This window comes from Kitasatospora sp. NPDC001119, assembly GCF_053598475.1.
The window spans coordinates 1-22,834 of the sequence record NZ_JBSFKI010000078.1 but is presented as its reverse complement, the minus strand read 5'-3'; the positions used below and the strand labels follow the sequence as shown (position 1 = coordinate 22,834).

Genomic DNA, 22,834 nt, shown 5'->3' with positions numbered 1-22,834 from the left:
ACCGGCCACGCCCGCGTCATCGGCGCCACCCTGACCTTCGCCAACCACCCCGCCGGCGGCGCCCTCGCCACCCTCACCCTCCCCCCGAACTGACCGCGGACACGACGGAAGGGCCGGCCCGACACCCATCGGACCGGCCCTTCCCGTTCTGCACGGAGCCCCCTGTCGGGTTCGAACCGACGACCCCCGCTTTACAAGTTTTCGGCGAGCAAGCCTCTGACCTGCACGAATGCGACTGACAGGCCGTCTGACCTGCGAAAGTCACTCTCGGTGGATCTCGTAGCCTCTCCGCCTTTCTCGGCCTCATGTGTGCCGATTCCGTGCTGCGAGGTGGTCCGTCGGCCTTCTGGTCGTCGTCGACTGCCTCGCTGTTCAGCCGCTCGGCGGCCCTGCAAGTATCGCTGACCCACCGGTCCCTCGCAGGCATCAAACAGGGCTGGACGTCACTGCCGGCCTGCGGGCGGCAGCGCCCCCTCACCCACCCCAACTATCACAGAACGTAACCAATGAGCTGACCTTGTACATCGGCATCATCACCCCTCAGCGGTTCGTCGACCTGCTATCGGACCGTTGCCGCTCACCTTCGTCAAGCTCATCAACGTAGTGCGGACGTTGCGGCATGAGCTTGACCTTCTTCCGCGCGGGGGCGTTGAGCACCTCGTGGATCTCGTGTTCCAGATCCGCCCACAGAGCGGGGAGATCGTCAGTGGCCGGTTTCAGGTCCAGGAACTCGGCAGGGACGGGCCTGCCCATGGTCGCGCAGGTGCTCCACACGGCCGCGTTCATGATCTGGTCCGCCGCCTTCGCGACAAGGGGCGGCGCTTCCGCCGCGAGGTACAGCCGTGCATAGCTGGCTTCCATGGCCGCGTCACCCGTAGCCCGAAAGATCCGCCGGCCTTCGTCGGCCCCGGCTCCTTGCTGCTTCGCCGCGGTGAACGCGCGGGCGGCGTCGAGCCACATGTCGATGAATGCCCGGAACTTCTGGTAGGCCGCGAGGAGGTCGATGTGGTCCGGGTGTTCGGCAAGCGCGTACGGGGAGAACGGGCTCAGTCTCGCCTTGTAGTGGAGCATGGACTTCCGGTCGATATCGCCCCGGTCGAACAGCGTGTGGCAGGTCGGGCAGAGGGCGATCAGGTTCTCGAACTCGTGGCACTTCACCTTGGCCCAGGGCTGGATGTGGGCAATCTCGATGATGGGCATGCGGCAATGCGGGATGGCGCACCGGTGACCGGCTTCGACTCGGACCTTGCGGTCCAATTCTCGTGGAATCGCTGGGCGGTTGGCGGGCATAGCCGTCATGGTAGAGCGGTGTGCTGACATCGCCCCCTGTCCCGCTGGCGGGTAGGGCTACTTCCCCGGCCAGGGCACGGAGGCGAAGACGCCTGGCGCCTCCACGACGGCCCAGCCGACCGCTCGGGTCCACCGGAACAGGGTGTCCGGCGCGAAGTAGCTGGCGAGCCAGAGTTCGTCCACGTGTTCGGGGACGTTCGGGTTACCGGTGGGCTGGAAGGCGTTGGTGAGTGCCATGCCGATCCTCATGTGCGAGGAGTCCACCCAGACGAACAGGATCGTGTGCAGGCCGTCGTTCTTGGCGCGCTGGAGCTTGCCGATCTTGTTCGCGGCGGTGTTGGTCAACAGGAAGGCGTCGGCGTACGGGGTGACCGCGTCGGCGGTGGCGTTGGCGGTGCCTGTGTCGAGGGTGCTGGGGATGATCCGGCCACGGACATCCGGTCCGTCACCGACCCGCGCGACGGCCCGCAGGCCGAGGCTGCGGACCTGGGCGATGTCCTCGGGGACCGGGGCATCGGCCGGGGTGGCGGCCTCCCATTCGCGGACGCTGATCCGCTTGACGCCTCGGGACTCCAGGTCGGCGAGAAAGTCGATCAGTTTCCGCTGGGCGTCTCCGCCGACCTTGGCGAGTCGGGTGAACTCCACGAACCAGCCAGCCGTGAGCTGCGGGTACTCCGTCCCGACGTGCTTCTTGTCGATTGCAGCCCACAGCCCGACCCACGCCCGATCGAGGCTGGAAGTGACCTCCAGCGCGTACGTCGGCTCTGCCCGGCCGGGCTCCGCGAGCAGCGCGTCGATCATGCCGGGCAGGGAGTTATCGTCCCGGCGATCGGTCAAGGTGCCGAGGACCTGGTTGACCAGGGTCTCGGCGGCCAGTTCCTCGTGGCGGGGCGGTTTCGGGTTCTTCGACATGTCGAGGACGGTAGTAGTTGACGACCTACACCGCGTGGCGAAGTACTGATCGCAACGGATTCCCCTACTCTCATCCTGGGCCCGGAGGTGGTCCACGGCTGGCCGTTCGCCCGGACGAATTGTGCTCGGAGCCGACGGGTGGGATGCCCAACCTCCTCAAGATTCGCCGTGCCATCAGACGACACCACCGTCTCACTTCGCGGCGCAGTCCGGGCTGTCGCCAGCGAGGATCTTCAATGCCGCATGCCAACGACCGTGCGCGCCTCAAGTCGTACCTGGCTCTGCTGTCCGTGCCCGAGCGTGTGCTGTGGGCGACCGCAGTCAACGGGCGGATCGAGCTGGACACCAAGGACGCTGGCCAGGAGAACTTCCAGGCCCTGCTGTGGGACCTGCTGTTCAGCTCCAGTCACTCCCACCCCTGGGACCACCGCGGCGGACGGTCCTTCCGTGGTCTCGCCGGGTACTACGAGTGGATCATGCCCGCGTCACATCAGCTGACGATGCAGGTGAGCGTGGCCCCACGGGTAGCGAACTACCTGCTACCGAAAACCGTGACCTACGCTGACGGCTCACATGTGCACTTCGGCATCCCCGGCCTGCGGATCGAACGCGTCTCTTCTCGCGCCGTCCACCTGCTCCACCTGCCCACGCAAGGGCGTCTTGAACTGCGCGAATCCCACCGCGGCAGCGTGCGTTCGATGAACCACCGCCTGCGGTGGGAAACCGGCTCCGACGAGACCCCGGAGAACCTCTCGTTCTGGCACACCTCGGGCATCACCGGCGCAGAGGAGAGTGCTTCCCCGCACTGGGCCCCCACTCCGTGCACGCCGTTGCGCAGTCGGCTGATGGTGCGCGCGAGCACCTGGTGGAGGCACTGGCCCCACACCGCCGAGATCGTTCCCGCACGCCGGAGCAACACCAGCCGTTGCCTGACCTGGCGAAAGGGACCGTCCTGCACGGAGGTGGGGGAACTTCTGGTCAACAGCGCCATCCGGATCGCCGACGCTGTCCACGTCTCCGACCCTGACGGGCTCGACGTCAGTGTGCTGAGGCTCGGGCCAGCCGCCATCGAGCTGGCTCGCCCCAGCTAGCGGGGTTACCGAGCCGCGTTCGGTAACCCCCGCTCGGAGGGTTCTCAGCGTGCGCTCTCCAGTCGCTGCGGGCACCGTCGAGGTACGGGTGTACTGGTGCTACTGGAGGTTCTTGAGGGGTTCGACCCGGATGAAGCAGACCTCGGCTTCATCCGGTCGGTCCACGCCGCCGCGAGCGATCCTGAGGTGCCGGAGGACCCGCTGCCGACGACGCTCTGTGGCATCCGTACCGACCCGTTGGTGCACACGCACTACCGGGGCGGTTACGGGGAGGCGTGGTATCCAGCAGAGTTCGAGGACCGGCGATGCCGTGAGTGCGAGCGGGCGCTTCGACGGCTCTGACCCCTGCGCCGAGCCTGGGCGCCTCGGGCTCGAAGCGTCGCGATCGTCAGCGGATGCGCGGACTGTGCTGGTCCTGGCGGGCCTGCGGCGGCGGCTGGACTTGCTGCTGCGGAGCGGCAGGGCGCTGGGCCGGGGCCTGAACCTGGCGCTGTTCGACGGGCTCGGGGCGGCGGCCGGGCACGTGCCGGGCGGTCCGGGTGGGCTGTCCGCCGCGCTGCTGGAGCTGGTCGCGGTGGGCCTGGCGCTCGGCCTGGCGGCCAGCTCGGCGGCGCTCGGCGAGGGTCGGCTGACGCTGTTCCTCCGCCTGCGGCTGCTCGGGCCGGACGGCCTCCTCAGTGAGCTGGCGCCGCTCCGCGAGCACCGTGGTGACCTGCTCGGCGACGGTCTGCTGGGTGAGGGCGGCGTCGTCCAGCCGCGGGAGGCTGGCGAGCTAGGTGGCACCGGTCCGGGCCGCGACGGCGCGCAGGATCTCCGTCTGGTCGGCCTCAGGCAGGGCGCGGTAGACGTCGGCGGCGAGTTGGTGGCGGGCCTGCTGGTCAGTGGTCGCGGGGGTGATCTCCGCGCTTGCCGGTGCGGCGGCGGTACGTCGGGCGGCGATGGCGGCTGCGGCGGCCTGCCAGTAGGCGTCGTGGCCGGTGCGGCCTTCCTCGATGTAGAGGCCGGCGGGCTGGGCGGCGTTGTCGTCGGTGACCTTGTACTGGTCGCGGTAGGCGGCGACGAGGGCAAGCTGCTGCTGCCACTGGGCGCGCTGGGTGGGGTCGGTCGGGGCTTCGCCAAGGGTCCGGCTCCACTCCGGGCGGTTCTCCACGGTGCGGTCGGCGAGCACCGAGAGCCGGTTGGCGATCAGGGCGACGCTGTCGGTGAGGTACTCGTGGTGGAGCGGGTTGGCCGTGGTGGAGCGCGGCACGGCGCTGATCCAGGCCAGGAGGTCGGCTCGGCCGGAGGCTGCGCGGGTGTGGGCGAGCGCCTGCTGCTGGGCCTGCTGGAGCAGTTCGGGCAGGGCGGTGCGGCCGGTCACCTCGGAGAGGGCGGTCTCCGCGGTGGTGCCGGTGTTCTCGATCGCCTTGAGGTTCCAGGCGAGGGTGCGCCACAGCTCGGCTTCGGCGCGGTCGCTCTGCTGCTCGGTGGTGGCCGGGGCGTCGGCGGCGAGGTGGCGGCCGATACGCCACGCGAGGACCTGGCTGAGGCTGTCGGCGCCGGTGATCGGGCGGCGCTCGGCGGCCCGGCGCAACAGCGCGGCAGGTTCGTGGCCGGCGGTCTCGGCGCGGCGCAGGGCGGCGGCGAGGGCTGGCCAAGTGTTCTCGCGCAGGGCGCGGGTGGCGTTCTCGTTACTGATGACGTCGGCGGTGAGGGCCTGGTGTCGGAGGGCTTCGGGGGCTTGCTGGTGGGCTTCGGGGATGCCGTCTGCGGCCAGGGTGGTGCGGGCGGCGTGGGTCAGGGCGGTGACCGGGTCGCTGGTGCCGGTGGCCTGGGCGGCGGCGGTGGTGGTGAGCAGGTTGGTGGTGTCGTGGCCGGTGCGTTCGGCGGCGGCCAGGGCTCCAGCGAGGTGGGGCCACTGGGTGTGGGTGGTGACCTTGTCGGTGGTGGTGAGCGTGGTGGCGGCGGCGTCGGCGTAGCGGTTGAGGGTGTCGGCGGAGACGTGCGGGTGCGCGTCGGCGGCCTGGGCAGCGGCAGGTGCGATGCGCAGGGCGGCCGGTTCGGTGGTCGCGGCCTCGGGGTCGAAGCGGTGTGCGGGCAGGTCGGTGTGCGCCGCGACCAGGGCGGCGTAGCGGGTGGTGTCGGCGGCGGTCGGGGCGTTGAGGTGGGCCGGGGCCGGGCGGTCGTTGGTGATGGTGTTCAGGCGCCAGGCGAGGGTCTGGGCCGGGGAGTCGGCTGTGGTCAGGTCGCCTCGCCAGGTGGCGGCGGCGAGGAGTAGCTCGGGCTGCCAGCCGCCTGCTTCGGCGTTACGCAGGGCGCGGGCGACGGCGGTGAAGGCGTCGTCGGTGGTGATCTGCTCGGCGAGGGCGGGGCCGAGGAGCCGGTGGATGAGCTGGTGGTAGTGCGGGGTGGTGAGGGCCTCGGTGGCGTGCTGGTGCTGGGGCGCGAGCGTGGCCAGGGAGACGTCGTCCTCCTGGGCGTTGCGGATCGTGTCGGTGGCGGAGAGCTGGGCGCCCTCGCGGCTCAGAACGCGCTCCAGCACCTCGCGGGCGGCGAAGGCGTCGGGGTCGTTCTTCGGCTTGTCGAGCTGGTCGTCGGTGTCGAACGGCAGCAGGTCGTGGGTGGCCGTGTAGATGGTGGTCTTGTGGCGGGCACGGCTGAGCTGGACATACAGGTCCTCGCGGGTCATGTCCTCGGTGACCAGCGGGTGGGCGGTGTCCAAGGTGCCGCCTTGGGAGCGCATGACGGTGGAGGCGAAGAGCAGCTGGACGTGGGCGGCGACGTACTCGGCGGGCAGTGTGAGGCGTCCCCGGTGGCCCATGTGGCGGACGTTGAGAAAGCCGTCCTGGTGGCGCTGGAGGACCCCCAGGCGTCGCCGTTCTTGACGAAGTCCGCGCCCCGGCCGGTGGTGAACTTGCGGTTGTTGTCTCGGGTGATGATCCAGTCGCCACGTCCCGCGCAGTTGCCGTCGCACAGCAGTGCGCTGTCTGTCCTCGACCTCGCCGCCGGCCGCGCGCTCGTCGCGCGCGGGCGGCCAGGGTGGTGACGTCTGCCGCGGCGGCGGCGCTGATCAGAGTGGTCCTGCCCGCGAGCATGTCGGCTTCCAGCCGTCGTACGAGGCCTCGATCATGGCAATTCGCGAGCCCCTGACGACCCGCTGGTTGGTGAAGTAGAGTCCAGGCCGCTGCCGTCGCCGACGCGGATCCTGACGGTGGCGTCGGCTTCGGCCTTGTCGCTGAACCGGTGGAGTTCGGTGAGTTCGACGACGACAGCCTCAGCGGCGATCAGGCACAGCAGGCCGCCGGTTCGACGGAGCTGAGCTGATGTGGTCGAGGATGATGCGAGCCCGACGTACCACGGAATCACGGCGCTCCCAAACCGTCCTTGGTGCAGCACATTTGGACCTCCTCGGTCGCACGCATGGCGACCGGTCCTCGCCGAGGAGAGTCCGTGACCTCACAGTTCATGACCGTCAAGCAGACCGCAGAGCTTCTGAACATGTCCGTTCAGTGGGTCTATCGCGAGGCGCCCAGGGCCGGTCTCGCCCCGTACCGGTTCGGGAGTGGGCGTAATGCGAAGCTGCAGTTCAAGGTCACCGAGGTCAATGCCTGGGTGAAGCAGCAGCGGATGTCCAGCGGCTGACGTCGGGCGGAGTGAAGCGTGGGGCCCTGTTCGACGGCGAACAGGGCCCCACGCGCGTCAGGCCGCGAGGCCGAGGTCGAGGACCTGGGCGGCGTGGCCGATCGAGCCGGGCATGAGGTGGCGGTAGATCTTGAAGGTGACGTCGATGCTCTTGTGCCCCATCCACTCGGCCACGTCGGTGATCGGGATGTTGTGGCTGAGGCAGTTCGAGGCGAAGAAGTGCCGCAGGCCGTAGAGCGTCATGCCATCGGGGATGTCGACGTCGCCAGTCCGCTTGATCCGGTCCCACTGGTTCTGCAGGTAGTAGGACGGGTACGGCTTCGCGATGTCCAGCGGGTGACGGAGCAGGTAGCCGTCGATGGTGCCGTAGGTGTCCGCGTACGAGAGCAGGCTGAGCCGGGTCCGGGCCGGCAGCGGGACGTCCCGGTAATCGCCCGCCTTGCGGTGCTTGAGCGGCGCGTAGTCCTTGGTCGTCTGGTTGACCTGCTCGGTGACGCGATAGACGTCGTCGGCGACGATGTTGTTGACGTTGACGGCGAGAGCCTCGCCGTTGCGCAGCCCGCAGCCGCTCATGAGCTCGGCGACGAGGTTGAAGGTCTCGTCCCCGGCTTCGCGTATCCCGCGCAGCTGGAGCGGGGCCGGGATGACGGCGCGCTTCGGGTCGTACTGGGGCGGGGTGACGCCGTCGAGCGGGTTCTCCGGGTAGAGGCCGAGGCGGTGGGCGTCGAGCAGGATCGACTTGAGCTTGTCGAAGGCGTTGGACTGGGTGGCCAGGCCGACACCGTTACGCTCCATGGTCCGGATGAAGGCGTCGACGACCTTGTGGTCGAAGGTTGCCATCCGGCGGCTGTGGAAGGCGGGGTAGAGGTGGTGCTCCAGCAGGGATTCGAGGTGCCGCAGAGAAGCCGGGGCGAGCGAGCGCTGGCCGGCCTTCCACTCTTCGGTGTAGGCGCCGAAGTTCATCGCGCCGTACTTGCGGTTGCGGTCGGCCTTGCTCTGGCCCCAGGGATTCTCGCGCTTCGCCCGGTAGATCTCGGTGAGCCGGTCGATCGCCTTGTCCTGGGTGGCGAAGCCGGACTCCTCGGTCTGCCGCCCGGAGGCGTTGCGGAACCGGATCACGTAGGTGTGCGGGCACTTCGACCACCGCGACTGCGGGTGCTCACAGGTCTTGAAGAAGGTGCCCATGCCGTGGGCCAGAGTCCTGGTTGCCATCGTGTGCGGTCTCCATCGCGTCCAATGCTGACTGTTTGCTGAGCGCAGATGGTCCGCCACACCCCTGACCTGGGAAGAAACGCAAATCACGTGGTATGTGGTGGAACTTCATCGGGCGGTCCCACGAGGACATCGTCCAGGCCCGCGACGAGTGGCAGGCCGCCACCGACCGCTTCGGCGCCGTCCAGGGCTACCCCGGCGACCGCCTCCCCGCCCCCGAACTCCCCGGCCTCCCCCTCAAGCCCCGCGGACGCGTGCGCTGACCTGCGCGTTCCGCGATCGGGGGTGCGGCGCCCGGGTCCACCGCACCCCGAGCCGGGCCACAGGGCCATGGAGCCGATGCCGGCGGACATGATCTCGACGACCGCGGGTACTGCCCCGGTGGCATACGGGAACGCGGCCGAACGGCTCCAGGCCTGCAGGTGGGCGAACGCGGAGCGCCACACGGGACTGATGCCCCGATTCTGCGGGAGAGGACGGTGCTCGTCGTCAACTGACGGGTTGACAACGGGGGTTGGCGTCATACCACGGGTTGACGTCCGGGATCGCATCCCGGTTTGACGATCCCGGCCTCCCGGATCCCGAGACTGGTGTGCACATCCCGACCAAGGAGGCTGGGCCGGTTGAGCGCACCACGTCTGCTGACGCACCGCACCGTTTCCACCACCGCGTCCGAGCCCGGTGCCGGGTGGGCACACCGGCTGCCGCCCGTCGTCGCCTGGACGCTGTGCGCGCTCTTCGCCGGAGGACTGGGCCTGGCATCGACCCTCGGCCCTCACCGGGTGTGGGGCGCGACGGCGGCCGGGGGGTACCTGGCGGCCGCACTGCTCAGCGGACTCGGGCAGGGGGTGTGGCGGCGCCGGGCGGTCCGGGTGGCCGCGGCCGGGTCGGTCCTGGTCCCGCTGGTCCTGCTGGTCCTGCGCGGCCAGGGGCAACTGGAGCTCGACGTCGTCCAGCGCTCGGGTGAGCGACTGCTGTCCACGGGCGTTCCGTACCTCGACCGGCCCGCCGCCCTCGCGGACTACAACCCCTACCTGCCCGGCATGGCGGTCTTCGGCCTGCCACACGCGCTGCTGGGCGACGTGGTCGCCGGCGACGCGCGCTGGTGGTTCACGCTGTCCTTCCTCGCGGTGACCGCCGTCTCGGCCCGCATCACCGCGGGGCGTCGCGGAAGCGTGGGGCTGGCGGCACTCGCCGCTTTCCCCGCCGTCGCCCTCCCACTGGCCGTCGGAGGGGTGGACCTGCCGGTGAGCGCGCTGATGTGCCTGGCGCTGGCGCTGGCCGGGACCGGGCGGCCGGGCGGCACCGGACTGGCGCTGGGCGCGGCGGCCTCATTGAAGTGGACGGCCTGGCCGCTCGTTCCGGTCGCGCTCGTCCTGCTCGCGACGGTCCGGGGACGGAGCGCGGCGCTGCGGGCTCTCGCCGTCACCGTCGCCGTCGCCGGGACCGTGGTGATCCCGTCCGTACTGGCGACCCCGAATGCCCTCCTGGAGCACACGGTGCTGTTCCCCACCGGCGCCGGCGTCACCGCCTCCCCCGCGGACAGCCCGCTGCCCGGTCATCTCCTGGCAGCCCATGTGCCCGGGGGCCGCTCGCTCGCCCTCGCCCTCCTGGCGCTGGCCGCGGCCGCGGTGGGCACCTCGCTCCTGACCCACCCGCCCCGGACCGTCGTCGCCGCCTCCGACCGGCTGGCCCTCGGGCTGGCCCTCGCCATCTGTCTGGCCCCGGCCACCCGCTTCGGCTACCTCGTGGTGCCGTTCGTCCTGGTCGGCTGGGTCCGGCTCCGCCCGGATTCCCTCGATCCAGGAGACCGCATGCGCACCGTCGCCGTCCCCCGGCAACACCCCACCGGCCGTCAAGCCCCCCGAGGCCGACTGCGCTGGACCCACGCCCTGCTCCGGCGACTGGGCCGCCGGGCCTGAACCATGCCGCGCACACTCGTGGTCACCAACGACTTCCCGCCCCGACGGGGAGGGATCGAGACCTTCGTCCACGCGATGACGGAACGCTTCGCCCCGGACGGCGTCGTCGGCTACACGTCCTCCACCCCGGGCGCCGCCGCCTTCGACAGCGCCCTCCCCGTGGAGGGGCTCGGCATCGTGTTCCTGGAAGCGGCGGCGGCCGGCCTGCCGGTGCTGGTCGGCGACTCCGGCGGCGCCCCGGACGCCGTGCTCGACGGGGGGACGGGACGAGTCGTGGGCGACACTCCACCCTGTCGACCACCGCGAATGACGACAGGCGCGGGGCGAGGGGTCAGGGCGTGGCGGTGAGGGTGGGCCAGAGGGTGGCGGCGGTGACGGACCGGGCCAGGGCGGGCGCCCAGGTGGTTTCGTCGCCGTCCTCGTCACGCCAGGACCACAGGCGGGTGGTGGCGAGGTGGAGCGGGTTGAGCCGGGTGATGCCTATGGCGCCGTGGAGTTGGTGGGCGATGCGGGCGATCTCGGCGGCTGAGGCGGATGCCTGGGTCTTGGCGGCGGCGACAGCGAAGTGGGCGGCCACCCCGCCGGTGTCCAGGGGGGTGGCGGCGGCTTGGACGGCGGCGCGTACCAGGGCGGCCTCCTCGATGAGCCGCGCCTCCTCCTGCTTGACGGCCTGGAAGCGGCTGAGCGGACGGCCGAACTGGGTGCGGGCGGTGGTGTGGGCGACCGTCAGTTCCACGCAGCGTTCGGCGGCTCCGGCGATCAGGGCGGCGCGGGCCAGGGCTGCGCGGAGCCGGGCCTCGTCGAGCAGTTCCGGGGAGATCCGGCGGACCTGCGAGGCGGGGATCTCGAGAGCGGCGAGGTGCAGGTCGTCGCGGGGCTCCTCGGCGAGGTTGCCACCGGGGGTGAGGACGGCCCGGTCGGGGGCGAGGGTGAACAGGACGGGTCCGGAGGGGGCGGTGGCCAGGACGATGACGGCGGTGGCGGTGCGGGCCCAGGGGACGCGACGCAGGGTGCCGGTGACCAGCAGGGTGTCGTCGTCGCCCAGGCAGCCGGCCGAGCCGACGGAGGAGGCGGCCGGACGGACGTAGCGGATCGTCAGCTCGGGCGCGATGGCGTAGCTGAGCGGGCCGTCGGGGACGGGGAGGCCGACGCGGCGCAGCAGCGGGCGGGCGACCAGGGCGGTCTCGGCGAGAGGGGCGGGGACGGCGCGGCGTCCTGCCTCCCGGGCGGCGGCGAGGAGTTCGGCGGTCGGGGCGTCCTGGGCGGGGAGGGCCACGGCGTCCGGGGCGGTCGTGTTGGTGACGACGGCGATGGAGTCCGCGTCGGCGTAGAAGGCGGTGGTGTCGTAGGCGTCGGCGGAGATGCCGGGGGTGCTGGTGTCGATCGTGTGGGTGTTCATCAGTGCTGCTCCAGACCGCGAGTGATGATGCCGCGAAGGATCTCGTTGGTGCCGCCGCGCAGCGTGTAGCCGGGGCTGTGCAGCAGGGCGAAGGCGAGCAGTTCCGGGTGGCTGCCGGGGGTGGCGTGCGGGTCGGCGGTGGTCGGCAGGACGCTGCGGACGGTGTCGACCAGGGTGCCCTCCAGGCGGGTGCCGAGGTCTTTGACCAGGGCGGCCTGGGTGTCGGGCGAGGCTTCGGTGTCCAGGGCGGCGGCCACGCCGAGGGACAGTCGGCGGATGCCGTGCAGACGCGCCGCCAGAACGCCGACCTGGGTGAGCTGTTCGGCTGTCGCGGGGCGCCGCTCCAGTTCGCGGAGCAGGGAGACCAGCAGGGGGAAGGTGGACAGGTAGCGTTCGGGGCCGCTGCGTTCGAAGGCGAGTTCGCCGGTGACCTGCTTCCAGCCGTCGCCCCGCTGCCCGAGCAGCATGCCGTCGGGGACGTCGACGCCTTCGAGGTGGAGGGCGTTGAAGCGGTGCTCGCCACTCATCAGCCGGATCGGCTCGACCCGCACGCCCGGGGCGCGCAGGTCGACGATGAACTGGCTGAGGCCGGCGTGCCTGTCCTCGGCCTCATCGGTGCGGGCGAGGACGATGGCGTAGTCGTTGACGTGAGCGCCGCCGGTCCACATCTTGGTACCGGTCAACCGCCAGCCGTCGGCGGTCCGTTCGGCACGGGTGGCGACCGAGGCGAGATCGGAGCCGCTGATCTTCTCACTCATGCCGATGGAGAAGAAGCACTGCCCTGCGGCGATCCGGGGCAGGAGGAAGCGGCGCTGCTCCTCGGTGCCGTGCTGGAGGACGGACGGGCCGGCCTGCCGGTCGGAGACCCAGTGGGCGCTGACCGGGGCGCCGGCGGCGAGCAGTTCCTCGATCACCACGTAGCGCTCCAGGAAGCCGCAGCCGGCGCCGCCGTACTCGACGGGCAGGGCCATGCCGACCCAGCCGCGCTCCGCGAGGCGGCGGCTGAAGTCGGGGTCCCAGCCGGCCAGCCAGGAGTCGGGGCGGCCGAGTACGGTGCCGCGGGCGCGCTCCTCGTCGAGAAAGGCGCGGACCTCGGTACGGAGCCGGCGGGCCGATTCGGGTAGGACGACGTCGGGGAATGCCATCGGTGACGGCGTTGAAGGCGACATGGTTCATTCGCTCCTGGGCTGGTGAACGAGCGGTTGGCTTCTTCTCGGTACGGGAGTTCGGTCAGCCTGCGGGGTGCAGCAGGGAAGGGTCGAAGCCGGCTTCGCGGAGCACCTCCTCGGTGTGCTGGCCGATGGCCGGGCAGGGCCGTGGCTCCGGCTCCGGGTAGGCCGAGTAGCGGACCGGGAGGCCGATGACCCGGTAGCGGCCCTCGGTGGGGTGGTCGGCCTCGCGCAGCAGGCCGCCCTCGCGGGCGTAGGCGGTGGTGGCGGCGGAGGCCAGGTCGAGCACGGGGGCGGCCGCGATGCCCGCGTGGTCGCAGAACTCCTGCCACTGGGCACTGGTGTGGTGTCCTGTCAGTCCGGCGAGCAAGGGATAGAACGCGTCGGCGTTGCGGGCCCGGTCGGGGCCGGTGGCGAAGCGCGGGTCGGCGGCCAGTTCGGGGCGGCCCACGAAGGCGGTGAAGTCCCGCCAGTTGCGGTCGCTCTGCGGCAGGATGCACATCCAGCCGTCGGCGGTGCGCAGGGCGCGGCGCTGGGGGCTGAGCGAGCGCGGCGAGCCGAACGCCCCGTCGGTCTCCAGGGCGGCCGCGCCCAGGTGCTCGACCAGGTTGAAGGCGAGCATGGTGTCGGCCATCGGGACCTCGATGTGCTGTCCGGTGCCGCCGTGCTCCCGGTGGTGCAGCGCGGCCAGGACCGACTGGGCGATCTGCATGCCGCAGATCTTGTCGGCCAGCACGGTGGGAACGTAGTGGGGTTGGCCGGAGACCTGGTGGTTGAGCCAGACCAGGCCGCTGGCCGCCTGGATGATGTCGTCGTACGCGGCGTGGGTGCCGTAGCGGCTGTCGCTGCGGAAGCCCTGGGCGTTGGCGTAGATCAGGCCGGGGTTGACGGCCGCGACGTCGTGGTAGCCGAGGCGGAGCTTCGCCAGGGCCTGCGGGCGCAGGTTGGTGATGAGGACGTCGGCGGTGCGCAGCAGGGCGAGCAGGGCGTCGCGGCCGTGCGGGGCCTTGAGGTCGATGGCGGCGCTGCGCTTGTTGCGGTTCAGGTTGAGTGCCGCGCCGCCCATGCCGGGGTGGCGCTGGGGCGGGTAGTGGCGCGTCATGTCACCGGTGGGCGGCTCGACCTTGATCACGTCGGCGCCCAGGTCTCCCAGTTGCTGGGCGGCGTACGGAGCCATGATCACGCTGGCCAGTTCGATGACGCGGACTCCGGCGAGGAGTCCCCGGCCGGACGGGCCGCTCGGCTGCTCGGACATCGTGCTGTGCCTCCTGGGGTGTCGGGTGGGGTGGGTGAACGGTGGTGCGGTACGGGCGGCCGCGGACACGTGCTGCCGACGAGGCGGATGCGAAAGGACTCGCCGCATCGGTCGGCAGGGGGCGGCGGTTTCGGTTGCCAGGGCTGGTCGCGTAGAAGCGACTCAGCGCCACTGGAGCGCGGCGGACCCGAGCGGGGTCCGCCGGCCGGGCTGGGGGACCGTGCGCCCGCTGTACGCGAACGGTGTCGCCGGTTCGGTGAGCGGGCCGAAGTCCGTCCCCGTGGTCGACAGCGCGGCGAGCGGCGCGCGCCCGGGCCGGGGCAGGCCGAGTACGTCCTCCCGCGCGAGCAGACCGAGTTCCCGCACCCAGTGGCACACCCCGGCCAGGGTCACGCGGATCCGCCACGAGCCGCCCTCCGCCGCACGCCGGCGCAGGGCCGTTGCGACGGCGGCAGCCCCGAGGTAGGCGGCGAGGTAGTCGTTGAGCAGGTACGTCGGCGGCAGCGACGGCCGGTCGGTCCACTCCTCGACGGCGAATCCGGTTGCCGAGCAGGCGAGTTGGTCGAACCCGCCGCGCTCGCCCCACGGACCGTCGGCGCCCCAGGCGTGGTATTCGAGGGTGATGAGTCCGGGGCGGCGCCGGACGAGTTCCTCGGTCGACGCCCCGTGCCGGGCGAGTCCCCGGTAGGCGTGGACGAAGACGTCCGCGTCCTGGAGCGCGTCGTGGAAGGCCGCACGGTCGTGGTCGTCGCGCAGGTCGCAGTAGGCGTTGCGCTTGCCGCCGCCGGTCATCGCGATCATCGGGATCGGGTCGGGGCGGTCGGGACGCGACAGGTGCAGCACGTCGGCACCGAACTGGGCGAGCAGCCGCGCCGCGACGGGACCCGCGATGACGTGGGTGAGATCGAGCACCCGTACGCCCGCGAGCGCCTCGTCCGCCGCACCGATCGGCTCCAGCGGCCGGACCGGTCCGTCGCCGACACATTCGATCTCGACGACCGGGCGCTGCGCGACGTACCGCCCCGCGGGGTGCGCGAGCCACTCCTCCCGGCTGCGCACCGCGCAGGCGACGCCGCCCCGCGCGCAGACGGCCTCCTCCAGCGTGAAGGCGTCCCAGCCGGCCACGGCCTGCGCGATCCCCACGTTGTCGAGCCCGCACCTCAGCACGGAGTGGACCGCGTCCCGCAGATGCGGATAGGTGGTGATGATGAAGATCCACCGGCCGTCGCGCGCCCGGTAGAAGTCGCTGTTGCCGAGCAGGGTCGGGTCGTCGAGGAGGGAGAGGAGCGGGCGTCCCGAGAGCGTCGTGTGGTACGTCGCCATGAGCTGGTCGATCGCGGCCCCGGCCTGCACCTCGACCCTCTGGTGCGGGTGGCCGCGCTGTTCGCCGACCGCCGCCGTCTGCCGCCCGAAGACACCGATCGCGGCGGACATGGCGTCGGCGAGGCGGTGCACCGAGGGCACCAGGGGATCCGCCCCGACGATGGTGACGTCCTCGGCCCCCCGGGCCGGATCGGGGTCGCCGAGCGTGTGCAGCAGCCGGAGGACGATCTCGGCGGTGGACGGCGGAGGCGTCGGCCCGGCCGTGGTCAGCGGGTTCGAAGTCATGCCGGGATGTTCGTTCCCGACACGGCACGAGCGCCCGCGTTCACGGATATCCGTGAACCGGTGCGGACGTCACGTCCGCCCCTCCTGGATGTGCGCGAGGAGCCGGGCCGCCGCCCGGTCCAGACTCAGCCGCTCCGAGCGGCCACGACGCCGGTGCGTCAGAACGAGGGCACCCGTGACGACGGGGCCGTCGGTGACGGGGATCGCGAGCGCGCTGACCTCGGGATCGGCCAGACCCTCGCTGCGGCTGATCCGCGACGCCCGGATCCCCGGAAGAGCGCGACGGAACTCGGCGACCGCCTCGGGGTCGTGGCGGGCGAGCTCGTCGAGCAGCCCGCGGCGCTCCGCCTCGTCGGTGAGAGCCAGCAGCAGACGGCCCGCGGCGGTGCGCAGGAGCGGCCGGGCCATGTGCTCGTCGGCCAGCGGCAGGAGGCGGGGGATCTCGTCCTCGCCGCCGCGCGCCAGGTGCACGGCGTCGAGCCCGACCCGCACCGTGAGCAGCACCGGGGTACCCGCGACGCGGCTCAGTTCGTTGAGCTCGTCCTGGCCGATCCGCGGGACGACCCGGCCGGCGATGAGGTTGAGGACGTGCGGGGCGGGCCCGAGCCGGAAGCGCCGGCGCTGTTCCAGCAGGAACCCCGTCGCGACGAGTCCGTTGACCAGGTCCTGCACCGAACTCGCCGGTGCCCCGGCCGCCCGCGCCAACTCGGCCACGGTCACCCCGCCCGGCGCCCGCGCGGCGGCCTCCAGGATCCACACGACCCGGTCCACCGTGCGGTGCGGCCGCCGTCGGCCGTGCTCGCTCATCCCGCCCGCCCTGTCCCTGTCGTACGTCGCCGGCCGATCACACCGGCACGGCCCGCCGGTTCTCCCCCGCCACCCGACGAGCAGGCCGGCCCCGGCCTGGCACCTGCACCTGCACCTGCCTACACCGGCGCCTGATCCACGCCGTCATGCCGAGGATCGTGCGAACGGACGGGGCCGCGCCAGCCCCTACCGTGCCGCGAAGGCCCCGACCTTGAATTCGGTGCCGCAGACGCTGAAGACGCCGCCCGGCGAGCCGTTCGCCTTCATCACGTTCACCGTGGTGCCCGCATCCTTGGGCAGCGCGACCTTGACGTGGGACGCCTGCACCGGGCAGGTGTAACGGGCCGACGCGGTGCCCTCGCCGTTCACGTCGTTGTACAGCACGTCCGCCACCACCGCGGCGCCCGCCGGGATGTCGACCGCTGCCGAGCCGGCCGTGGAGTTGTCCCCCGAGACCGGGCTCGCCTTGCCCTGGTCGTCGGCGGCGACCACGGTCGTCGGGCCGACGATGGTGCAGGGGGCACCCGAGCTGTTGGTGATCTTGAGGGTCGCGGCGGCGGGCTGCGCGTCACTGGCGTGGCCCGAGGACTGGAGGAACGCCACCGAGGTGTTCTTGGTCGTGCAGGCCGCGGTGGCGCCGCCCTTACCGGCGCCGGAGGACGAACTGCCTCCACCGCTCGTGCTCGTCTTGCCCCCGGACGGCGCCGAGGCCGCAGCCGATGCCGAGGCCGCAGCCGGCGCCGTCGCCGAGGTGGAACCCGACGGGGCGGCGGCTGACGCGCCGGCGCCGGCGGCGCCGCTGTCCTGCGTGCCGCTGACGTCGTTGCAGGCGGTCAGGGACAGGGCGAGCGCGGCGACGGCGCCGACGGCGAGCAGGGTGGGACGGGTGGTGGTGCGCATGGCTGGTTCCCCCGGTTCTCGTTCGTGGGTCGCGATCCTGTACGAGGTCGCTTCCCCTTGCAGGAACGAGGGTGTTGCGGCGCGCTGGCAGATCACTAACGAGCGCGGCGGCGGTCCTAACGCCTGGCTAACGCGCCAGGATCCTGGCGTGTGCCGCCGCGTGCCGGCGCCGCAGTTCGGGCAGTGCGTCCTGGTCGGCGATGTGCAGCAGGGCATCGAGCGCGGTGACGGCGCCCGCGTCGTAGCCGGTCCGCTCGGCCTCGAGCGCGGCCTGCGTTAGGCAGCGCTGCCCGGCCACGGTGTCGCCGAGCCCGGCCAGCGCCTCGCCCTGCCAGGTGCGCAGGAGCACGCGCCGGGCGACCGCCTCGTGCTCCGGGCCGAGGCCGAGCGCCACCTCGGCTGCCTCGTACGCCTGCCGGTGGCGGCCCGCGCCGAGGTGGATGCGGGCCAGGTGCTGGAGCGCGAGCATCCGGGTGTGCGCGTCGTCGGCCTCGGTGGCGAGGGCGAGGGCTCGGGTGCAGGCCGTTTCGGCGGCGCCGGGTTCGTCGTCGGGGAGGGCCGCGGCGAGGTTGACCAGGGCGGTGGCCTCGCCGAGTACGTCGCCTGCGCAGGCCGCGAGTTCGGGTGCGACGCGCAGGTGCCGGACGGCCTCGGCGGTGCGGCCCTCCTCGGCGAGCACCCAGCCGAGCAGGGTCAGGACGCGGGCCTCCGCAGAGGGGTCGGCGCAGGCGCGGGCGTCGGCGAGGGCGGCCTCCAGGGTGGGCGCCCAGTCGGCGAGGACCCGCCAGACCACGAGCGGCCACTGGGTCACCGCGATCCGCCAGGCCCGCTCGGGCCGGTCCTCGGCGCGGGCCGCGGCCGCGATCAGGGCGAGGTCGTCGCGTTCGGCGGCGAACCAGTCGAGCGCCTCCTCCCGGCTGGTGAAGTCCCGTACTGCGGGCGGCTGTTGAAAGTCATCGGGCTGCACGAAGGCGGGCTCCCCGCCGGGTTCCGCGGCCTCGGACGCGGACAGCGCGGTCGCCACGCAGTGGTCGTACAGGCGCAGCCGGGCCGCGGCACGGGCGGCCGGGTCGTGGCTCTGGCCACGCGCGTAGAGCCGGACCAGATCGTGCAGGACGTAGCGGCCGGGGGCGGTCTCGGTGACCAGGTGCGCGGCGACCAGGCGGTCGAGGGCGCGGGCCGCGTCCGGCGGGGTCGTGCCGGCGAGCGCGGCGGCGCTGAACCGGTCGACCTGCGTGCCCGGGTGATGGCCGAGCGCGGTGAACTGCTGCGCCGCGTCGGCGGGGAGGTGGGCGGTGGTGAGCCGCAGCGCGGAGGCGACGCCGATGTCCTCGGCGGCGAGCAGCTCGAGCCGCTGGCGCTCGTCGGCGAGCCGGTCGGCGAAGGAGGCGAGGCCGAGGGCGGGGAGTTCCACGAGCCGAGCGGCGGCGACCCGCAGCGCGAGCGGCAGACCGCCGCACAACTCGGCTGTACGGCGGGCCGCTTGGGGATCGGCGGCGGTGCGGTGCTCGCCGAGGAGACGGGTGAGCAGGGCCACGCTGTCGTCGGTGGCGAGGACGTCGAGGGCGAGGACGCGGGCGGCGTCGGAGGCGACGAGACCGGCGAGGCGGGCACGGCTGGTGACGACGGTGACGCAGCCGGGTCCCGTGGGCAGCAGCGGGCGCACCTGGGCGGAGGTACGGGCGTTGTCGAGGACGACGAGCAGGCGCAGTTCGGCGGTGAGCGAGCGGAACAGGGCACCGGCGGCGTCCGCCGACTCGGGCATCCGGCGCGGTGGAACACCGAGAGCGACGAGGAACTCCCGCAGCAGCTCGGCCGGTTCGGGGTCCGAGGTGTCGCTGAACCCGCGCAGATCGGCGTAGAGCGTCCCGTCGGGGAAGTCGGAGTGCCGGTCGGCCGCCCAGCGCACGGCCAGCGCGGTCTTGCCGACCCCGGCGGGCCCGGTGACCACGACGACCGGCCCGTCAGGTCCGGCCGCGGCCGCGGTCAGCGCGGCGCTCTCGACGGTGCGGCCGTGGAATCCGCGCGGGGTACGAGGCAGCAGGTTGGGCCGGAACTGCACCGACTCCAGGACGGGTTGGGGCGTCTCGGCCCGGACCGCGGGGGCGCTTTCGGGGCCGAGAGCGACGGTGAAGGCGGCGGTCAGCTCGGCGCCCGGGCGGGCGCCGAGCTGGTCGGCCAGGACCTGGCGGGCGTGGTGGTAGGCGTCCAGGGCCTCCGAGGAACGCCCCGCGTGGTGCAGCGCCTCGACCAGTCGGGCGGCCAGCGGCTCGCGCAGCGGATGGGCCCCGGTCTCCGGCCGCAACAGCTGGACAGCGCGCTCGTGTTCGCCGCCCGCGACGTACGTGTCGGCGAGCAGCTCGACCGCGGCGAGCCGCGCCTCGTCCAAGGTGTGCGCGGCGGAGCGCAGCAGCGGCGACGGGTAGGCGCCGGCCAGCGCGGGGCCCTGCCACAGGGCGAGCGCCTCGGTGAGCAGCGCGGCCCGGTCACCGGGGTCGGTGGCACGGCGGGCGAGCGCCACAAGGCCGTCGAAGCGGTGGGCGTCGAGCAGCGTCTCCGGCAGTTCCAGGTGGTACGCGGAGCCGCGCGTGCTCAGCTCGACGCCGTACGCCGATGCGTCGACACCCGCCAACAGTGCCCGCAGGCGCGAGACATGGCCCTGGATCACGGTGCGCGCGTGCAGGGGAGGTTCGTCGTCCCACAGCGCCTCGGTGAGCGTGTCGACCGAGACCGCGACATTGGCCCGCAGCAACAGCATCGCGAGCAGGCTTCGCCGCTTGGCGGGCCCGAGCGGCAACGGCCCGTCGCTCCCGCTGACCGACACGGGGCCGAGGACCTGGAACTCCATGGACGGAACCCTATCGTCCGATGGCTACTGGGAATCGGGAGGTCGAACTTCACGGATACCGCACTGCTCCGTCACCGACCACGTACTCCCACTCGACTGCTCTGTGCCCCGGCCCGCACCCTCGCCGGACACCGACTGCTGCGCGAGCTGCGCCGCCGACACCCCCTGAACGCGGCGGCAGCGCCAGGTGGCACACCGCCGGGGCCCGACGGGGCAGGACTGCCGACCGCGCTGTACGGACGCCGGGCGCCGCACCTGCTGCTGCCGGACTTCGCCACCCGGGCCGCGCTGCTCGGCGGGCGCGGGGCCCGGGAGAGCGTCGCCCGCACCGGCGGCTACGGCCCGTACGAGGGGGCCGGCTGCACGGTTGGTGGTACCGGGCGGCGGGTGGCGGAGGGACGGCCTCGCCCCGCCCACCGCGTGCCCCGGAGTCCCCGGGCGGTCCTATGGAAGCCGACCGTGCTGGTCCTGGTGCTCACCGTCGGGCGGTCCTCGCCCGGCAGGCCTCGCAGGCGTGGACGCCGGTGTCGCCGTAGCGGCGGATCGGTGTCCCGCAGCCGGCGCACGGGCCGATCTGCCAAGGCTCGCAGCCGTGGGCGAGGGCGGCTTCGCGGCGCTGGGTCTCGGTGGCGTCGAGCCGGCGGTCCTGCCGGGGCACCGTGAACAGCCGTTCGGGGACCTCGTCGAAGGTGTGCAGGCCGGTGCCCGCGGAGTTCCCGCGCCGGGGCCGGGGGTCGTTGAAGGTGAAGGTCTCCTCGCCGTAGCGGCAGGTCGCGTCGAGTTCCTGGCGGGTGTAGGTGATGCCGGCGTCCCCGGCCCCGGGTTCGGCCGGGGAGTCCTCGTCCTCGTCGGGGCCGAACATGTCGTGCCAGCGGTCCCGATCGACCGCGGGCACCCACATCCGGGAGACGGAGCGCGGGTCGTGCTGGTCGGGGATGCGCATCGGCACGAACTCGCCGTCCGCGCTGGCGACGACGAGCTGGTCGACCTCGGTGGGTGCCTTCGCGGGCAGGCACAGCGCGGGCAGGAACCACTCGGCGTGGAAGCGCCCGCAGGAGCTGCCGTTGACCGGGCAGGGCCGCACACTGCTCGGCAGGCACTTCCACTGCTGCAGGTGCCGCACCCCGGCGCGCACCACCATGGCGAGCGGGGAGGCGATCTCCTTCCAGCTGAAGTCGTCGACCCGGGCCCAGGGTGCCCGCTCGACGACGGCGGAGCGGTCGGTGTCGGTCACCCACAGCGGGACGATCCCGTGCTCGGCGGCCGCGCGGGAGCGGCGGCGGACGGTGTCGGCGGTGATCGGCGAGTACTGGGCCTCCCATCCGATCCGCCGGCCGTCGTCGCCGGTGACGAGGACGTCGGTGCGGATCCGGCCGTCGGTCGCGCGGGCTTCGATCTCGGCCCGGTGGCCGTGGCGTTCGGCGGCCCGGGCGATCCGCTCCTTCATCGCCTGGTGCTTCGCGCTCTCCTCCGGGGTGGGGGTGTGGCGCACCGGCAGGTGGGCGGCCACCCAGACGGTGCGGCCGCCGACCGTCCGGCGGCGGATCGTCATCCACGGGGACCGGCCGTCCTCCTCGGCCTGGCAGGCGCCGTCACCGTGGTGCTCCAGGCACTCCAGGAGCTCGCGCTCGCGCCGGTCGATCGGGGTGGTGACCTCCTCCAGCAGGCCGGGCCGACCCGGATGGCCGAGGTCGGGCATGGTCAGGTTGATCTCGATTCCGTACGCGGTGTGGAAAACGCCGTTCGCCATATCCGGAGAATAGAAACAGGGAGCGGCAATTTAAACACCGGTGCGAATGTTTAGAATCGGCGAACAAAAGCCTCGAATAACACCAGCCCCACGGTCAACAGGGTCCGGCGTTCTGTTTGAATTCCACCCGTGCCCGTCGGTCCGACCAGCGGACCTGCGGGCATCCGCGGGTACCGCGAAGGGCCCGGGAGAGGACCTGGGCGCACCCGTCCGGAACGCGGCGACCACCGTCCCGGCCTACGTCGGCGACCACCAGGCCGAGGTCGTCCTCGCCCGGTCGCCACCAACATCGGCATCACGGAGAAGCCCGCCCGGCCCTAGCGGGCCAGCGCGGCGGAATCAGCGGCGCGAGGCCGCACAACGGTCGCCTCCGGGCGGTACGGATCGGGCCTCAAGGCGTTTGCCAGAGGCGACGAGCGCAGGACGTGCCGGTAGCCGGCAGCACCGCCGCCCCGCAGGGACTCCAGATAGAACACCTTCAGGATCACGGCGAGCTCTGCCTCGGTGACGTCCACGCTGCGCCGGCTGGAGCCCTCTACGGTCCGCGCCCTGGCGATCGCCGCGCCCAGCAGGTCGGCGTCGACCCCGGGGAGGAGGCCGGCCTTCGCCTCCTCGCGGACGGCGTGGAGAAGGGGCATGTCGAAGGCACGCACGCTGATCGTGGTGTCCGGCACGCAGTCGTCCACCGGTACGACGGGCTGCTCGGCTGGACGGTCCCGCAGGGCCCGGTAGCGCAGCAGGTCCTGCCCCAGGCCGGTTACGCGAACTGCCCACGCCGGGCGGGCTTCGCCGACGGCGAGACCGTCGAGCAGTTCGGGACTCGCGAACTCGCACACCTTCGCTCCGACGAGCCGGCGCACGGTCCCGTGCTCCGCGATCCGGCGCTGTAGGGGCAGCTCCCCGGCCAGCCAGCCCGAACTCTCGGCAGCGACGGCCTCCAGCAGCACCCACTCATCGGATGCTGTTGGTGATCTTCATGAGTGACGGGTTCGAGTCCCGCCATCCGGTTGTTGGCAGAGTTGCTGGAATCGGGTGGTTGGGCCTGTTCGA

General features: G+C 72.4%; 20 protein-coding genes and 2 pseudogenes. 7 read left to right on the top strand and 15 right to left on the bottom strand.

Going from position 1 to position 22,834, the window contains the following annotated elements; translation table 11 throughout:
* Positions 1–540: 540 nt before the first annotated feature.
* Positions 541–1,290 (bottom strand): HNH endonuclease, encoded by a 750-nt coding sequence (locus tag ACWDD9_RS43100; protein ID WP_449814699.1) that lies wholly within the window; start codon positions 1,288–1,290, stop codon positions 541–543.
* Positions 1,291–1,347: 57 nt separating this feature from the next.
* Complete coding sequence (locus tag ACWDD9_RS43095) at positions 1,348–2,202, bottom strand: hypothetical protein (RefSeq protein ID WP_449814698.1); 855 nt, start codon at positions 2,200–2,202, stop codon at positions 1,348–1,350.
* A gap of 236 nt (positions 2,203–2,438) precedes the next feature.
* Between ACWDD9_RS43095 and ACWDD9_RS43090 the strand changes: the two genes are divergently transcribed.
* Together ACWDD9_RS43090 and ACWDD9_RS43085 are read left to right on the top strand one after the other, a co-directional pair.
* The gene (locus ACWDD9_RS43090; protein ID WP_449814697.1) at positions 2,439–3,293 is read left to right on the top strand and encodes a hypothetical protein; all 855 of its coding nucleotides are present in this window, start codon (positions 2,439–2,441) and stop codon (positions 3,291–3,293) included.
* A 96-nt stretch (positions 3,294–3,389) separates the two neighbouring features.
* Positions 3,390–3,635 carry a hypothetical protein gene (locus ACWDD9_RS43085; RefSeq protein WP_449814696.1) on the top strand — a complete coding sequence of 82 codons (246 nt, stop codon included), beginning with the start codon at positions 3,390–3,392 and terminating at the stop codon, positions 3,633–3,635.
* A 46-nt stretch (positions 3,636–3,681) separates the two neighbouring features.
* Here the strand turns inward: ACWDD9_RS43085 and ACWDD9_RS43080 are convergent, their stop codons facing one another.
* Both ACWDD9_RS43080 and ACWDD9_RS43075 read right to left on the bottom strand, forming a co-directional pair.
* Positions 3,682–3,996 (bottom strand): hypothetical protein, encoded by a 315-nt coding sequence (locus ACWDD9_RS43080; RefSeq protein WP_449814695.1) that lies wholly within the window; start codon positions 3,994–3,996, stop codon positions 3,682–3,684.
* Positions 3,997–4,065: 69 nt separating this feature from the next.
* Entirely contained in the window at positions 4,066–6,093 is a 2,028-nt protein-coding gene (locus ACWDD9_RS43075) for a hypothetical protein (RefSeq protein ID WP_449814694.1), read from the bottom strand.
* On the opposite strand from ACWDD9_RS43075, the gene ACWDD9_RS43070 reads away from it, so the two are divergent.
* A complete protein-coding gene (locus tag ACWDD9_RS43070; protein WP_449814693.1) occupies positions 6,085–6,318 on the top strand; it encodes a hypothetical protein in 234 nt (77 codons plus the stop codon). The two genes, ACWDD9_RS43075 and ACWDD9_RS43070, sit on opposite strands and share 9 nt — an antisense overlap.
* A gap of 80 nt (positions 6,319–6,398) precedes the next feature.
* Here ACWDD9_RS43070 and ACWDD9_RS43065 read toward each other — a convergent pair whose 3' ends face one another.
* On the bottom strand, positions 6,399–6,668 hold the full coding sequence (locus tag ACWDD9_RS43065) for a hypothetical protein (RefSeq protein ID WP_449814692.1): 270 nt from the start codon (positions 6,666–6,668) through the stop codon (positions 6,399–6,401).
* A 54-nt stretch (positions 6,669–6,722) separates the two neighbouring features.
* On the opposite strand from ACWDD9_RS43065, the gene ACWDD9_RS43060 reads away from it, so the two are divergent.
* Positions 6,723–6,914: a helix-turn-helix domain-containing protein gene (locus ACWDD9_RS43060; protein ID WP_375874612.1), complete on the top strand. Its 192-nt coding sequence runs from the start codon at positions 6,723–6,725 to the stop codon at positions 6,912–6,914.
* Between the two features lie 57 nt (positions 6,915–6,971).
* Here ACWDD9_RS43060 and ACWDD9_RS43055 read toward each other — a convergent pair whose 3' ends face one another.
* Positions 6,972–8,126, bottom strand: coding sequence for a tyrosine-type recombinase/integrase (locus ACWDD9_RS43055; RefSeq protein WP_449814691.1), 1,155 nt, complete (start codon positions 8,124–8,126; stop codon positions 6,972–6,974).
* Between the two features lie 95 nt (positions 8,127–8,221).
* Between ACWDD9_RS43055 and ACWDD9_RS43050 the strand changes: the two are divergent.
* The 3 genes and pseudogenes from ACWDD9_RS43050 to ACWDD9_RS43040 form a co-directional block, all read left to right on the top strand.
* Positions 8,222–8,389: pseudogene (locus ACWDD9_RS43050) on the top strand (pirin family protein); the annotation flags it as partial.
* Positions 8,390–8,749: 360 nt separating this feature from the next.
* Positions 8,750–10,048, top strand: a complete 1,299-nt coding sequence (locus tag ACWDD9_RS43045) for a glycosyltransferase 87 family protein (RefSeq protein WP_449814690.1) — start codon at positions 8,750–8,752, stop codon at positions 10,046–10,048.
* Between the two features lie 153 nt (positions 10,049–10,201).
* A pseudogene (locus tag ACWDD9_RS43040) lies at positions 10,202–10,396 on the top strand (glycosyltransferase); the annotation flags it as partial.
* Here the strand turns inward: ACWDD9_RS43040 and ACWDD9_RS43035 are convergent.
* The 9 genes from ACWDD9_RS43035 to ACWDD9_RS42995 form a co-directional block, all read right to left on the bottom strand.
* Positions 10,380–11,447 carry an acyl-CoA dehydrogenase family protein gene (locus ACWDD9_RS43035; RefSeq protein WP_449814689.1) on the bottom strand — a complete coding sequence of 356 codons (1,068 nt, stop codon included), beginning with the start codon at positions 11,445–11,447 and terminating at the stop codon, positions 10,380–10,382. The pseudogene ACWDD9_RS43040 and the gene ACWDD9_RS43035 overlap by 17 nt on opposite strands.
* Positions 11,447–12,592, bottom strand: coding sequence for an acyl-CoA dehydrogenase family protein (locus tag ACWDD9_RS43030; RefSeq protein WP_449814688.1), 1,146 nt, complete (start codon positions 12,590–12,592; stop codon positions 11,447–11,449). Before ACWDD9_RS43030 ends, ACWDD9_RS43035 begins: the two co-directional genes overlap by 1 nt.
* Before the next feature lie 85 nt (positions 12,593–12,677).
* Positions 12,678–13,871 (bottom strand): CaiB/BaiF CoA transferase family protein, encoded by a 1,194-nt coding sequence (locus ACWDD9_RS43025; RefSeq protein ID WP_449814687.1) that lies wholly within the window; start codon positions 13,869–13,871, stop codon positions 12,678–12,680.
* Between the two features lie 162 nt (positions 13,872–14,033).
* The gene (locus ACWDD9_RS43020; RefSeq protein WP_449814686.1) at positions 14,034–15,479 is read right to left on the bottom strand and encodes a CoA transferase; all 1,446 of its coding nucleotides are present in this window, start codon (positions 15,477–15,479) and stop codon (positions 14,034–14,036) included.
* Between the two features lie 69 nt (positions 15,480–15,548).
* Positions 15,549–16,286, bottom strand: coding sequence for a helix-turn-helix domain-containing protein (locus ACWDD9_RS43015; protein ID WP_053112011.1), 738 nt, complete (start codon positions 16,284–16,286; stop codon positions 15,549–15,551).
* 186 nt (positions 16,287–16,472) lie between these two features.
* Entirely contained in the window at positions 16,473–17,186 is a 714-nt protein-coding gene (locus ACWDD9_RS43010) for a DUF4232 domain-containing protein (protein ID WP_049650610.1), read from the bottom strand.
* Between the two features lie 127 nt (positions 17,187–17,313).
* Entirely contained in the window at positions 17,314–20,034 is a 2,721-nt protein-coding gene (locus ACWDD9_RS43005) for a BTAD domain-containing putative transcriptional regulator (protein ID WP_449814685.1), read from the bottom strand.
* Between the two features lie 475 nt (positions 20,035–20,509).
* Positions 20,510–21,784: a competence protein CoiA family protein gene (locus tag ACWDD9_RS43000; RefSeq protein WP_449814684.1), complete on the bottom strand. Its 1,275-nt coding sequence runs from the start codon at positions 21,782–21,784 to the stop codon at positions 20,510–20,512.
* 317 nt (positions 21,785–22,101) lie between these two features.
* A complete protein-coding gene (locus tag ACWDD9_RS42995; RefSeq protein WP_387970173.1) occupies positions 22,102–22,731 on the bottom strand; it encodes a hypothetical protein in 630 nt (209 codons plus the stop codon).
* Between the last annotated feature and the right edge of the window lie 103 nt (positions 22,732–22,834).